The organism is Proteus sp. G2669, assembly GCF_009915245.1.
Lineage (GTDB): Bacteria > Pseudomonadota > Gammaproteobacteria > Enterobacterales > Enterobacteriaceae > Proteus.
The window spans coordinates 295,640-309,445 of sequence record NZ_JAABLX010000055.1 but is presented as its reverse complement, the minus strand read 5'-3'; the positions used below and the strand labels follow the sequence as shown (position 1 = coordinate 309,445).

Below are 13,806 nucleotides of genomic sequence, written 5' to 3'. Positions count from 1 at the left end.
CATCGCCACCTATATTAACTGTAAATATAGATTTAGTGGAATAAAATCGCAATCAGAACTTACTTAGTTACTCGCTAACATAATGAGTTTAAAGCAAAATGGATATGATTTATAAGATAATTCAAATAATCATTAAAACTCTCTTTTTTTACTCATTTTTCGATTTAGACAATATTTAATTGTGATGTGATTCTATTTATGATGAATAATAAAGGCTCATAATAAGTATGGATATAAATATGAAAGCTTAAATAATAACATTGGCAATAAAATAAGATTGCTAATCGTACTTTCCCCAAAAAATCAACAGATTTCATTCTGTTATAAATTTCATAAGCTCGCTTTAGCTCTCATATTTATTATTCTGTTTATGGCATGATACTGGTATCCGAGTTATTTACTAGAAAGTGATTCGGAATTAATCAATTATTCTGTGTACTTAAGGAGATTGAAATGGCAGCCACTCGCATTGAAAAAGACTCAATGGGACAAATCGAAGTACCAGCTGACCAGTTATGGGGAGCTCAAACGCAGCGTTCTCTTGAACACTTCCGTATTTCAGTTGAGAAAATGCCTGTTGCACTTATCCATGCGCTTGCTATCACAAAGAAAGCAGCCGCTGGTGTTAACATGGATTTAGGTTTATTACCAAAAGAGCGCGCTGATGCAATTATCGCAGCCGCAGATGAAGTGCTTGCAGGTAAACACCCAACTGAATTCCCATTAGCAATCTGGCAGACCGGTTCTGGCACTCAATCAAACATGAATATGAATGAAGTGTTAGCTAACCGTGGTAGTGAGATACTTGGTGGTATCCGTGGCATGGAGCGCAAAATCCATCCGAATGATGATGTTAATAAAAGTCAAAGTTCAAATGATGTGTTCCCAACTGCCATGCATGTCGCTGCTGTTATTGCATTACGTCAGGATTTATTGCCAGAATTAAAATCACTGCTGAAAGTATTCAAAGAGAAAGCAGAAGCTTTCCATGACATCGTTAAAATTGGTCGTACTCACCTGCAAGATGCGACACCACTGACATTAGGCCAAGAGATCTCTGGTTGGGCTGCTATGCTTGAGCACAACATCAAACATATCGATGACTCTGTTCCTCATGTTTGCGAATTAGCACTGGGTGGTACAGCCGTTGGAACAGGTTTAAATACTCATCCTGAATATGCTGTTCGTGTGGCTAAACGTATCGCTGAATTATCAGGTCAACCATTTGTCACTGCGCCTAATAAATTTGAAGCCTTAGCAACTTGTGATGCATTAGTTCATTCACATGGTGCATTAAAAGGTCTGGCTTCTTCATTAATGAAGATTGCTAATGACGTGCGTTGGTTAGCATCAGGCCCTCGTTGTGGTATTGGCGAAATTGCTATTCCAGAAAATGAGCCAGGTAGTTCCATCATGCCAGGTAAAGTTAACCCAACACAGTGTGAAGCATTAACAATGTTATGTGCTCAAGTAATGGGTAATGACGTTGCTATTAATATTGGTGGTGCGTCAGGTAACTTTGAATTGAACGTTTATCGTCCAATGATCATTGATAACTTCTTACAATCAGTTCGTTTACTGGCTGATGGTATGCGTAGCTTCAATGAGCACTGTGCAATTGGTATTGAACCAAATCGTGAGCGTATCAATAAATTACTGCATGAATCATTAATGCTAGTGACTGCATTAAATACGCATATTGGCTACGATAAAGCAGCTGAAATTGCGAAAAAAGCGCATAAAGAAGGCTTAACGCTGAAAGAATCTGCGCTGAAACTGAACTACCTCACATCGGAAGAATTTGATAGCTGGGTTCGTCCAGAAGATATGGTTGGTAGCATGAAAAAATAAGTGTATATAACACTTATTTAATGCAGAAATTAAATCCCGCTATCATGGCGGGATTTTTAGATCGTTTTGGGACGACAATAATGAATGAAGAAATTATTTTTACTGCAACCGAAGTAAATTGTTACGTTGAAGATGATGTTACTATTATTGGAATAGGGGATGATCCTGTTTCACCTGAGCACTTTGTCATTCTTTCAAGATTTGATGAGGAAGAAGAAGATATTGATAATTCCATCGGTTTAATGACGCATTTATCTGATATAGAAGCCATTAATAGCCTTGAACATATTACATTAACACGAGAGAAAATTATTTTTGTATTAAAGAATAATCTCATGATCTCTATTGATTTGAAAATTGAAGATAATCAATTTGCTCATATTAATGATTATCTCATACAAATTCTTAAAGGAAGTTCAATTAAGCTCATTAATTAACTTTTTAATTGATTATATTTCAAGATATAAATGCATTCTTGGAATAATCAGTTGTAGTTTCTTAGCTTTAGGGCGATGGCGAATTTGAATGTTATCGGCATCATAATCAGGTAATTCGCCAATAATCGGTTTAAAATCGCTCTCTTTATCAATATAGAAAGCCAATAAAGGCAATGGGCAAGCATATTGTACTTGTTTTTGAAGCTCCGAGTACCAAACACGAGCAATAGGTTGTACTTTTACAGGGCGCTTTATTTTTAATTTTGCATTTTCAGGTAATTGAGAAAGGGTGATTATCTCTTTATCAATACGTTCTGCCCATTGTTCACTGGTATATGGCGGAACTGCACGATTGGCTTCACGGCTTTTTTCTAATTGAGCCAGTACGTCATTGCGCGTTAAATTTTTAATAATATTTTTATTTGCCCAACCAAAACGTACAGTATCAGGATCAGACAACAAGGTGAGGGTGCGATAAGCATTTAGCGTAATTAAGCCTTTTAACTGATTATGAACAAAATCAAAACGTTCTTCTTTAGAAATCCCAGATTTTTTAGTCACGATATCAGAAAGCTGTTTTTTTAATGAGTTAATACGTTCAACGTCTTCTTTTACTGACTTAAATTCATTGTTACTGGTACTAAAGCAAAGCACACCAGGTAAACGAATAGCACGCTTACTGCTGATATGCGGTGCATTATCATAAATAAATAGGTTGGCCATTAGTTTTAAGGCAATCTCGCGGGCCTCTTCATCATAACTAGGTGACACCGTCACGTGTATAACATCATCATGTTCTTCTTCTTTCGTTACATCGGGTAATTCAAAAACAGCAGAAGGTAATAATGTTAGTTTTTGTAGCTTTTCTGTCAGAGTATTTATCTCGTTCTCTAACTGCTTAAAACAGAGATTAAATTGTTCAATTAAATCATATTTGCTCATCTTAATATCCTTATTTAGTTACAACATACAATTAGCCTTTATTTAAAACAATACATTAAATTCAGTGAAAAGTACATCGCTTAGCAGAGGGAAATGTCAAAAACACGGTATACTGTTTATTTATACAGTATACCGTAAAAAGGGCATATTAGGATGGTGTTTTTCCTAAAAAGGGATTATTTGATGGTTTTTAAATCAAAGACAGTCTGTTTTTCACTCTGTTGTGCTAATGAATCATGAGTAACATCACAATCTGGTTTTGTTGGTGGGCAGTGTTCTGTAAACGCACTCGTAAGAGATGTAAAAAAGAGAAATAGCAGAGTAACGGATAGTTTTATAATTGGCATAATCGTTGTTCCTTCTTAAAGAATAAGTTTATACCTTAAGAAAGAAGTGCAAAATCGACAACATTAAACCGTATTAATCCGCTTTTGCACTTTATTCATTATCAATGAATTTACTGGGCAACTTTGTTTAAGTGTAATGCTATTAATAAGGCAATTAACATTAAAAGAGCTATAAATAATCCTACACCCAACCAACCGAAACTCACCCAGAATAATCCCCCTAGAGTACCTGCAAGGCTAGAGCCCGCATAGTAAGTAAAAAGATAAAGTGAAGAGGCTTGAGCTCGTCCTCGTTTTGCACGGCGACCAACCCAACTACTTGCGACTGCATGTGCAGCAAAGAAACCTGTTGTTAAGATAAGCATACCGACGAAGATAACTGGCAATGATTCAATTAAGGTAATCAATATACCTATTAACATCATAGAGATACCCGCAATAAATACTTTACCTAAACCATATTTAGTGGTTAGTAATCCCGCTTTTGATGCACTATAAGTGCCACTTAAATAGACAATGGAAATCAATCCCACAGTTGTTTGGCTTAATGAATAGGGGGCATCTAATAAACGATAGCCAATGTAGTTAAATAAAGTGACAAATCCGCCCATTAATAAACCACCTTCGATAAATAACAGAGGTAATCCTTTATCTCTAAAATGCAATTTTGTGGTAATAAGAAGGTTGCGCGGTTTTAATGTGGTAGGTCTAAAGTGCTTTGAAGCAGGTAATATCTTCCAAAAAGTAATCGCAGCAAAAAGGGCAAAAATACCGAGAATAACGACAGATAAACGCCAAGAGTAATAATCACTTAATACCCCAGTAATAACACGACCACTCATTCCACCAATAGAATTACCACTAATATATAACCCCATTGATAGAGCTAAGTAGGCAGGGTGGATCTCTTCGCTTAAATAAGTCATTGCCACCGCAGCAACGCCACTTAATGAAAGCCCCACTAAGGCGCGAGTAATTAAGATGCCTGTCCAACTATTCATTGTTGCACTTAATAATGTAAAAAATGCAGCGCAAAATAATGCAATGACCATGACATTTTTACGCCCAAAAGCGTCTGAAAGTGGACCTGTGATTAATAAACCACATGCCATTAATGCGGTTGAAAGTGAGAGCGCTAGACTACTGGTTGCTGGACTAACAGAAAATTCGTTAGATAACACTGGCAATATGGGTTGCACAAAATAGAGTAAGGCAAATGTCGCTAAACCCACCATAAAAAATGACACTGTCACTTTTATATACAGTGCATCATCACGTTGAATATAGTGTTTTGGGTTAGATTGGCGATGAGCTGGCTTTTCTATACATGATGTATTGTCTGAAATATCAGTGCCTAAGCTCATACTTTTACTGTCTATTTCGTGAGTATCCATATTGATTAAACTTCCATTACTTAAATTTGATTTATGTCAATGTTAGAAATATTTGATTTTTTTGTCTAATATATTAATCATTAGAAATAAGACTTTTAAAGTATCAATGCTAAAGTGAGAGAAATATGAATATTGAATTGAGGCATTTACGTTATTTTATTGCTGTAGCGGAAGAGCTTCATTTTGGCAAAGCAGCAGAAAGATTAAATATTTCTCAACCACCGCTGAGCCAACAAATACAAGCACTTGAAAGTGAAATAGGAGCCAGGCTTTTAGAGCGAACTAATCGTTCTGTTGCACTAACACCAGCAGGTCAAATGTTTTTAAAAGAGTCTTACCAAATTATGGCGCAGGTCAACGCCGCTGCAACACGTGCAGCTAGAATGGAAAAAGGTGAGTTAGGTGAAATATCTATAGGTTTTACATCAACGACACCTTTTATGCATTTAGTAACGTTGAGTTTAAGGCAATTTAGAGAAAATTATCCTGAAGTTGGTATTCATATGCATCAAATGAATACAAAGCAACAAATATCACCATTGCTTACAGGGCGTATTGATCTGGGTATCATGCGAAACACCACGTTACCCGAAAATTTACACCACCAGCTATTGTTTCGAGAGCCTTTTATTTTGGCTGTTTATGAAGGGCATCCATTACTTGCTTACAAAGAAACAGGCGTTAATATTCAAGATATTGGGCAGTATCCTTTTGTTTTCTTTGAAAGAGATGTTGGTACAGCCCTTTATGATGAAATAATTCAATTACTAAGTTTGTCAGGAATTACGCCAACTATTGCACAAGAAGCCGGTGAAGCTATGACGATTTTAGGGTTAGTTGCTGCAGGACTAGGCATCTCAATTGTGACTAAATCTTTTACTCGAATGAAAGTCGATGGTGTGCATTATTTACACTTCGCTAATTCACAAGCATTTTCTGAAGTTTGGTTAGTTTCTCATAAAAAACGCACAATACCCGCGGCAGCAAATCGATTAACGCAATTGTTGTTAAAAAATATCTTAGATCACCAAAAATATTGATTTATCTGTGTTTTTGATCACGCTTTTTATGTAAGTATTGTACAATTATCACAAATTGACGACATAATCGGTAATGAATTATTTGGAGCCTCGAATTAATTATGGCTTCTTAATTAAGGATGACATTCAATGGGGAACCAACCTAGCCACATCGATCACGTGAAACAGTTTAACCTTGGCACAGTCTTTCGTTTGATTGATGAACATGGCCCCATTTCCCGTATTTCACTGTCAAAAAAAGCAGAACTGGCTCCTGCGAGTATTACCAAAATTACGCGGGAATTAGTTGAAGCTCATCTTATTCATGAAACAGAGTTTCCGGATGTGGGATTTCGTGGCCGACCTGCGGTCGGATTAAAATTAGAAAGCCAAGGGTGGCAATTTCTCTGTATCCGAGTCAATAAAGGTAATTTACTTTTTAGTTTAAGAGAACTAGACAGTAAACTTGTTACTGAAGACACGTTTGATTTTCCTAAAGAGAACAGTGATAACTTTCTTACTCATTTTTTACTTGCTATTGATGAATTTTTCGAACGCTATCAATCACATGTTGAAAGGCTGACGGCCATAAGTATTACTATGAATGCGATTATTGATCCCATTAGTGGGGTTATTCATAGTTCTCCTTATTATGATATTAAAGATGTTCCTCTTGCTGATAAAATTCATGAAAAAACAGGCGTTTCTGTTTTCTTACAGCATAGTGTCACGGCCTGGACAATGGCTGAATCTTTATATGGTGCGGCAAAAAACAATACAGATATTTTGCAAATTGTCATTGATGACATTGTTGGTGCCGGAGTGATTAGTAATGGGAGGACATTACATTCTCATAGTCACAGTGCGGTTGAAATTGGGCATACTAAAGTCATCGACTCTGAAAATAGCTGTTATTGTGGGGCGAAAGGATGTTTAGAAACCGAAATTGCTATTCCTCAATTAATTAAAAAAGCTCAATTATTGGCACAAGAAGATCCCACCTCGTTGCTAAACAAATATCCTATTACCATAGAAACATTGTGTGATGCAATATTAGTTGGAGATAAACAAGCCCTTGAAGTCGTGCATTTAGTTGCACAGCGATTAGGTTTTATTCTTTCTGTGATGATTAATATCTTTAATCCACAAAAAATATTAATTGGTTCGCCACTTTGTCGAGCTAAATCTATTCTTTTTCCATTGATTTTAAGTCATGTTCAAAATCAGGCCATGCCTCGTTACGCCCAATCATTAATTATTGAAGAAACAGAATTAAGAAATAAAGGTACTTTACCAGCAGCCTCATTGGTTAAAGAGGCTCTGTACAACGGTTCTTTGTTAATTGAGTTGATGCAAGGCTAAATGAAGTGCAAAAAATCGTAACAGAAGTGTTTTGCAAGCGTAAATACCTCAATTGATCATTAACGAATTCTCTATTTTCGACCAATTAACTAAAAAATTGAGCTACCTCAAGCCACCAGAAACAGTGTTACCCTAAACTCTAATCTCTGTCATTTTTTATGAACCTGATTTATCTGTCATAACGGAAGTAAATTATATGTTAACACGCTTTTTTGTTACGGGGACAGATACCAACGTGGGTAAAACTGTTGTAACCCGAGCACTTCTTCAGTCATTAAATCGTGGCGGGTCAACGGCAGTGGGTTATAAGCCTATTGCAACAGAATTACATGAAACGGCTGATGGTGAGCGTAATCGTGATGCAATGATTATTCATAATTCATCGCCAGTTGAAGTTCGCTACGACGAAATTAATCCTATTTTGCTTGATAATTGTTATGTTAGCGAAAATGAAATTGATTTTAATAAAATTTCAAATGAGCTCGATAATTTAAGTAAAAAAGCAGAGTGTGTTGTTATCGAAGGTAATGGCGGTTGGCGTTATCTACTCGATGATAATACCTTTTATTCTGATTGGGTGGTAAAAGAACAAATTCCAGTTGTTTTGGTTGTTGGTATTCAACCAGGCTGTGTTAATCACTCAATATTAACAGCACAATCTATTATCAACGATGGTTTGAAATTAGTCGGTTGGGTTGCTAACAGAATAAATCCAGGATTACCTTATTATGCGAAAATTGTGGAAAGGCTGTCTCAGCATATTCCTGCGCCGCTGATTGGTGAAATCCCGTATTTATTACGTCCTGAAGAACGTGATCTCTCTTGTTACCTTGATTTAAGTCAGTTGGAAATCGCTGTACCTGCTTAAGAGAGAATATAAATAAGTAACGAAGTGGATTGAGTTGCCTGTTTTTTAACGGAGCCAAACTTGTTACTTTTAAACGCCTGATGAGTAAATTCATTGGGTGTTTTTGTTTTTTCTGAACTTTGCTTAAAACTGGAATAATGATGAAAAAAAACGACAGAATTAAAGTAAATATGGAAAAAAATAAATAAAATGATTTTAAATCAGTAAGATACTCATTCATATTGAATGATAAAGAAAAGGGCGCTAATAATTGCGCCCTTTTTTAATTACAAGTTTTTATCAGCAGTACATTAATGGCGAGTATAGATGATCTTCTTAGTGTCATTCTCGCAAGTGCCTACCACTTTACCTTCTGTTTGTGCAACTTGGTCGTTTTCAACGACAGTTAAAGTAAAGTTAGCTGCGGGCACACCGTTATTAACGATTTTTTGTTGAATAGATTCAACGACTTCATCACAACCTGCATTTGCTGCTAAAGGGGCAAATGCTACGAGGGTTGCCATTACTGCAAAGATATATTTTTTCATATTACATTCTCCTTGTTTTACAACGCAAAACATCACTGTTTTACACGATTTTCTTATGGATTAACAGGGCGCCCAGTATTACTGTCTAAACAACGGCGGGTTTCAGGCTCCCAATAAGCGTAGACATTTGCACTTTTCAGACAAGCATCTCGCTCATCAATGGCTTTATCTACTTTATTAAATTCAATTTTTTCTCGCTGATTGACTTGAGTCCGAAGCTCACGCTTTTGATCCCAGTCTTCTTTCAGTTGTCGAGCTTGTTCTTTATCTAAGACATTGTCATAGCCATTACCATTAATGGTTACATTGGTAGAGGCGGCAATAGAAGAAAAAGAAGACACAGATAAACCAAGAAATAAGGAGAACAATACGGTTCTTACCATTGGTTTCTTAGTTAGTGTATTGATCATAGTTGCTATCCTCTAAAGTTATGTCGCTATTACTGTCAATGACTATTATATCTTAATAATTATAGCTGATGCCTTAATAAAAAATGATTTTTCAGTGCGTTTAGTTTTGACGATGAACACTTAACCCGGCAAATGATTGACTAACGGGCATCATTTCTAAGGTATTAATATTAACATGGGCAGGTAATGTTGCTGTCCAATACACGGCTTCTGCAACATCTTCTGGGGTTAACGCATTTGCATTTGCATACGTTTGTTCAACTTTGTCACTATCACCTTTAAAACGAACTAATGAGAACTCGGTACCACCAACAAGGCCAGGTTCAATATCGGTAACACGTACCTTTTTACCTTGTAGATCAGCTCGTAACCCTAAGCTAAATTGTTTAACAAAAGCTTTAGTTGCCCCATAAACATTACCTCCCATATAAGGCCAGGATGCAGCGGTTGAGCTAATATTAATGATATGGCCTTTGTTTCTTTCCACCATCAAAGGAAGAATGGCACGAGTAACATGAACAAGACCTTTATTATTCGTCTCGATCATCGTATCCCAATCATCGAGACTGGCTTTATCTGCGGTGTTTAAGCCTAACGCTAAACCAGCGTTATTCACTAACACATCGATTTCGCGCCATTTTTCAGGTAATTGAGTGTAAACCTCACTAACGGCTTTTTTATCTGTAACATCTAACTGTAATGGGTAAAATTGCTCACCTAACTCTTTATGTAAGTTATTAAGCTTATCTAAACGGCGAGCAGTACCAATAACTTTGTGTCCATGGCTGATAAAATGACGAGCAATGGCTTCACCAAAGCCAGCAGAAGCACCCGTGATAAAAATAATCATTTAATTACCCTCGATAGTTATAATAATTGAAAGTAAAAGGCTATCACTAAAAAGAGTCAAGTTTAAAAGTAAGGATTGTGATAAATCAGCCTAAAAACAAGGTTCTTTTATGATGTGAAAGATTTTTATCTTTAATAGTAACTTGTATTTTTGTTTTTAACTGACAGAACAAGAGGTGTTTATTTAGTCAATTTTTGATTAAAAAATAAGGGAGACAAAGAGAATGCCTTGTATCACGGAAAAACAAATAAACTAAGTAAAAATAGGGTGATAATAATAATGATACTGCCAATTACGGCTATTACCAAGGTGGGTGATAAAAGAAAACAGAAGTAACACAAAATAAGGGTCACTACGATATGAATCAAATCACTAAACGACTTATATAAAACGACGAAAGTTTTTTTTAATTGAAAGAGAAACGATTTATTCATATCACACCAAAATAAATACAGATTATCTGATTGTGACTCGTTGCTAAACTGAGCCGAAATAATGAAGACCCAGTCTAGCAGAGAATAAGGATAGAAAGGTTATTTTTTACCAACTTGATGGCCAATAACGCCACCTAAAACACCACCGCCAATAGTACCCAATGCACTACCGTCAGTTAAAATAGCGCCACCAATAGCACCTGCACCGGCTCCAATTGCTGTATTACGGTCGCGTTTTGTCATGCTGGAACAGCCAGCAAGAGAAAAAAGTAGAACAGAAGCGACACACAGTGTTCCAATCTTTTTTAGCATGATATTCATTTTTATAAACTCCAAAATAAAGGACAATATAAAGATATCGTTATCGTATTCATACAAGCATCAGAATATTCGGGAACACAAAAAGGGAATAGTCTTAAAATGAGTTGTTATTGATAACACATATTTTAAATGCATTTTATAAAAATAAATTTTATTATCTCTATTATTATTTGATGTTCAGAATAAAGCATCAATGTATTATGTCATTTACATGAGTTAACGTAACAATATGATATTGATAAATAAATTAAAAGCACTCTCTTCACAGTTTGCATCAGGCTATTTTGGTGTTGTATTAGGGATGATTGGTACGGGAATGGCATGGCGCTATGCAGCTAAAGAGCATAATTATCCAGCTTATATTGGTGAAATATTTATTGGTGTGGGTTGCTTGGTTTGGTTAATGCTTACGCTGTTTTTGCTTAGTAAATGGCTATTTCATCGACAAGCAATTCTTAATGAAATTAAACATCCGGTTGCCAGTGGATTTACTAGTTTATTTCCCGCAACGACAGTCTTAGTCTCGATAGGACTAAGCCCATATTTACCTTTATTTTCTTTGATACTGTTTAGCATCGGAGCAATTGCCCAGCTTGGGTATTCCAGTTGGTTGATTGGTTATCAATGGAAGGGTGAATATCCTAAAATGGCGACCACACCAGTGTTATATTTACCAACTGTCGCTAATAACTTTATCTGTGCCATGGCATGTGGTGCATTTGGTTTTAATGATTTGGGTATTTTATTTTTTGGGGCTGGCGTATTTTCGTGGTAAAGTTTAGAACCTGCTATTTTAAAAAGAATACGTAGTGAAGGATTAATGGATGAAAAATCACGGCTATCATTTGGTATTCAATTAGCACCCGCTTTGGTTGCCTGTAGTGCTTATTTGGCTATCAACGACAACCATATCGATTTCTTCGCAAAAATGTTATTAGGTTATGGGTTATTACAACTCTTATTTATGATGAGATTAATTCCTTGGTTTGTGAAACAACCGTTTTCATTACCATTTTGGAGTTTTTCTTTTGGTGTTTCAGCATTAGCAAAAGCCTCATTAAATATGAGCATGACATCTAATAGTCATTTCATGCAGTTATTATCAATGGCTTTATTTGTTTTTGCTAATGCCATTATTTTATTACTTATTTTTCATTCATTATTATGGGTTTTTAAAGGATTGAAACAATTATATAGCCCTTCTAAAGTGGTATGAATATCACTCAAAAAAGGAGAAGAGCCTAAGTAAAAAATTAGGCTCTTTTTGTTTAATACAGGGAATAATCAAAAAAATAAGTTAGAAATCTAATATTATCATGTATTAAATTCTAATAGGCTTCCTGCTTAAAATAGCGACAGTATTACCGATAAACATGGCAGAGTAATATAAAGGAACATAAATCAAACCTAACGCAACCATCATAATACCAATCGATAACATCAATGCCACTGTGGGATCTGGTGATGTTAATTCTAAAAACCCTTTATCTAATCCAGTTAAAAATACTTTTTCTTGTAATCTTGCATATAACCATGAAGCACCTACAAGAACAGAGCCAAACCAAAAACTTAACCAACATAATGCAGAAGTAAAAGACATCATATTACTTTTCATTATTTATTTTCCTTGTCAAATAAAGCACACAATGAGTAATGATATTTTTATAAAGATAAGATTTTAAATTATAGCGATAAATTGAAATAGATAAATACACATATAGGTAAATAACTCATTAATATTTAAAAAATGTGACATTATTAATTATCTATTTATTTTTAAATTTCTTATTAAATATTTCTACGCATAAAGAAATATCATTAATAACAATCACTTTTGAAGATAATTCAGAGTGGTTATTAAAGAAAGCATCTAAACGCTTATCATATTTCTTTGAAAAGCAAAGAAGTTCCCACGTATTCACTAATGTTTCTTTAGGTAATTGGCGCTTAATTCTATTAATAAATAAACGCTTTATTAAGTAATTAACACGTTTCCAATAAGAAATGTCTATTCTAAAAATAACAGTGCAGTCATTAAGAAAGGGTAATAAACGTTTGTCGTAAGCACCTTCAACGACCCATTTATCTGTTTCTCTAATAGCATTTACTTGAGATGTTATAAAATTCTCACTATTTTTATGGAATTCATCTCCAGTCATATCCCAATAAATGGCATCAAACGGATATACAGGTAAAGATAATGCGATAGCGAGTTCTTTAGATAGCGTTGTTTTCCCTGCGCCAGAAGGGCCCATAATGCAAATCTTCATTTCTTTTTCAATAAGTTGCTTTAAGATAAGAAGAGTATAAGGGGAAATAGGGCTAATAACGATGAAAAGAAAACTAGTCAAAAGAAATAAACGTTGGTTGATGGAAAAATATCACCTTTCGCAACAACTATTTGCACCACTAACAGTTATTTTAAAAGAAAGTGAATTAGAGTCACAAGCAAATCGATATTATCGCTTATGGCGACGCGGTTTAATTAAAGAAGATTGGCGCCATGCCACTTTTGAGGCTGGTGTTGTGACGGTGCCTCAATGTAGACATGATGGACGCGTGATTTATCACGATAAAATTTATAACAAAGAGTTAGTGCCATTAGAATACCAAGATCAATGGAAAGCATTTTGAAATTTATAAAGCCAGTAGAGTCAGAATAAAGCTAATTTATTGTTGATTATTAATGAGTTAAGAAATAAAAGGGTAAAAAGACAGGTTTAGGTTAGATATGGATAAAATAAAACAGCAATACTACCAGCAACAGCAAGCTCTCGTTGATGACATACAAAAGGGCATTGCTTTAAATCGAGATTTACTAGTATTAAGGGAATTACTTTTATCCTATAAATACAATGGAATGACTCAAGATATAATGCGAGATTGTTTAAATCAATTACGAGTTATTGAGGATGAAGACACTATTTTAGACTTACTCGATTTTGTCGAAGGTTTTTGTTCCTTAGATTGGAAAATATATCCCTGAAAACTGAAAATATCTGTAGTATTTCTTTTTTTATTGTTTACCTCATATCATCTGTTTT

Annotated in this window: 16 protein-coding genes and 1 pseudogene; 8 read left to right on the top strand and 9 right to left on the bottom strand. The window is 35.2% G+C overall.

Annotated features, from left to right (window positions below; all coding sequences use genetic code 11):
• Positions 1–453 precede the first annotated feature (453 nt).
• Both fumC and GWI68_RS18895 read left to right on the top strand, forming a co-directional pair.
• On the top strand, positions 454–1,851 hold the full coding sequence (gene fumC, locus GWI68_RS18900) for a class II fumarate hydratase (RefSeq protein ID WP_166541292.1): 1,398 nt from the start codon (positions 454–456) through the stop codon (positions 1,849–1,851).
• A 20-nt stretch (positions 1,852–1,871) separates the two neighbouring features.
• Positions 1,872–2,288 (top strand): hypothetical protein, encoded by a 417-nt coding sequence (locus GWI68_RS18895; RefSeq protein WP_109408302.1) that lies wholly within the window; start codon positions 1,872–1,874, stop codon positions 2,286–2,288.
• A gap of 12 nt (positions 2,289–2,300) precedes the next feature.
• On the opposite strand, the gene tus is transcribed toward GWI68_RS18895, so the two are convergent.
• From tus to GWI68_RS18880, 3 genes are all read right to left on the bottom strand, one after another.
• Positions 2,301–3,230: a DNA replication terminus site-binding protein gene (gene tus, locus GWI68_RS18890; protein WP_166541291.1), complete on the bottom strand. Its 930-nt coding sequence runs from the start codon at positions 3,228–3,230 to the stop codon at positions 2,301–2,303.
• 176 nt (positions 3,231–3,406) lie between these two features.
• Complete coding sequence (locus tag GWI68_RS18885) at positions 3,407–3,577, bottom strand: hypothetical protein (protein ID WP_166541096.1); 171 nt, start codon at positions 3,575–3,577, stop codon at positions 3,407–3,409.
• 110 nt (positions 3,578–3,687) lie between these two features.
• Positions 3,688–4,971 (bottom strand): MFS transporter, encoded by a 1,284-nt coding sequence (locus GWI68_RS18880; RefSeq protein ID WP_166541290.1) that lies wholly within the window; start codon positions 4,969–4,971, stop codon positions 3,688–3,690.
• Positions 4,972–5,096: 125 nt separating this feature from the next.
• On the opposite strand from GWI68_RS18880, the gene GWI68_RS18875 reads away from it, so the two are divergent.
• The 3 genes from GWI68_RS18875 (at position 5,097) to bioD (ending at position 8,220) form a co-directional block, all read left to right on the top strand.
• A complete protein-coding gene (locus tag GWI68_RS18875) occupies positions 5,097–6,011 on the top strand; it encodes a LysR family transcriptional regulator (RefSeq protein WP_166541289.1) in 915 nt (304 codons plus the stop codon).
• A 129-nt stretch (positions 6,012–6,140) separates the two neighbouring features.
• Complete coding sequence (locus GWI68_RS18870; protein WP_166541288.1) at positions 6,141–7,352, top strand: ROK family transcriptional regulator; 1,212 nt, start codon at positions 6,141–6,143, stop codon at positions 7,350–7,352.
• Positions 7,353–7,548: 196 nt separating this feature from the next.
• A complete protein-coding gene (gene bioD / locus GWI68_RS18865) occupies positions 7,549–8,220 on the top strand; it encodes a dethiobiotin synthase (protein WP_072068031.1) in 672 nt (223 codons plus the stop codon).
• Between the two features lie 290 nt (positions 8,221–8,510).
• Here bioD and GWI68_RS18860 read toward each other — a convergent pair whose 3' ends face one another.
• From GWI68_RS18860 to osmB, 4 genes are all read right to left on the bottom strand, one after another.
• The gene (locus GWI68_RS18860) at positions 8,511–8,747 is read right to left on the bottom strand and encodes a DUF1161 domain-containing protein (protein WP_072068032.1); all 237 of its coding nucleotides are present in this window, start codon (positions 8,745–8,747) and stop codon (positions 8,511–8,513) included.
• Positions 8,748–8,800: 53 nt separating this feature from the next.
• A complete protein-coding gene (locus GWI68_RS18855) occupies positions 8,801–9,157 on the bottom strand; it encodes a DUF1283 family protein (RefSeq protein WP_166541287.1) in 357 nt (118 codons plus the stop codon).
• Positions 9,158–9,257: 100 nt separating this feature from the next.
• Positions 9,258–10,007 carry a bifunctional NADP-dependent 3-hydroxy acid dehydrogenase/3-hydroxypropionate dehydrogenase YdfG gene (ydfG, locus tag GWI68_RS18850; protein ID WP_109408296.1) on the bottom strand — a complete coding sequence of 250 codons (750 nt, stop codon included), beginning with the start codon at positions 10,005–10,007 and terminating at the stop codon, positions 9,258–9,260.
• 533 nt (positions 10,008–10,540) lie between these two features.
• Positions 10,541–10,762, bottom strand: a complete 222-nt coding sequence (osmB, locus tag GWI68_RS18845) for an osmotically-inducible lipoprotein OsmB (protein WP_166541286.1) — start codon at positions 10,760–10,762, stop codon at positions 10,541–10,543.
• 229 nt (positions 10,763–10,991) lie between these two features.
• Here osmB and tehA point away from each other — a divergent pair.
• Positions 10,992–11,978 (top strand): annotated as a pseudogene (gene tehA, locus GWI68_RS18840) (dicarboxylate transporter/tellurite-resistance protein TehA).
• Positions 11,979–12,083: 105 nt separating this feature from the next.
• Here tehA and GWI68_RS18835 read toward each other — a convergent pair.
• Positions 12,084–12,377 carry a hypothetical protein gene (locus tag GWI68_RS18835; protein ID WP_166541285.1) on the bottom strand — a complete coding sequence of 98 codons (294 nt, stop codon included), beginning with the start codon at positions 12,375–12,377 and terminating at the stop codon, positions 12,084–12,086.
• Positions 12,378–12,528: 151 nt separating this feature from the next.
• A complete protein-coding gene (locus GWI68_RS18830; protein WP_166541284.1) occupies positions 12,529–13,032 on the bottom strand; it encodes an AAA family ATPase in 504 nt (167 codons plus the stop codon).
• A 61-nt stretch (positions 13,033–13,093) separates the two neighbouring features.
• Between GWI68_RS18830 and GWI68_RS18825 the strand changes: the two genes are divergently transcribed.
• A complete protein-coding gene (locus GWI68_RS18825; protein WP_166541283.1) occupies positions 13,094–13,396 on the top strand; it encodes a hypothetical protein in 303 nt (100 codons plus the stop codon).
• A 97-nt stretch (positions 13,397–13,493) separates the two neighbouring features.
• A complete protein-coding gene (locus GWI68_RS18820; RefSeq protein ID WP_166541095.1) occupies positions 13,494–13,748 on the top strand; it encodes a hypothetical protein in 255 nt (84 codons plus the stop codon).
• Positions 13,749–13,806: the final 58 nt, after the last annotated feature.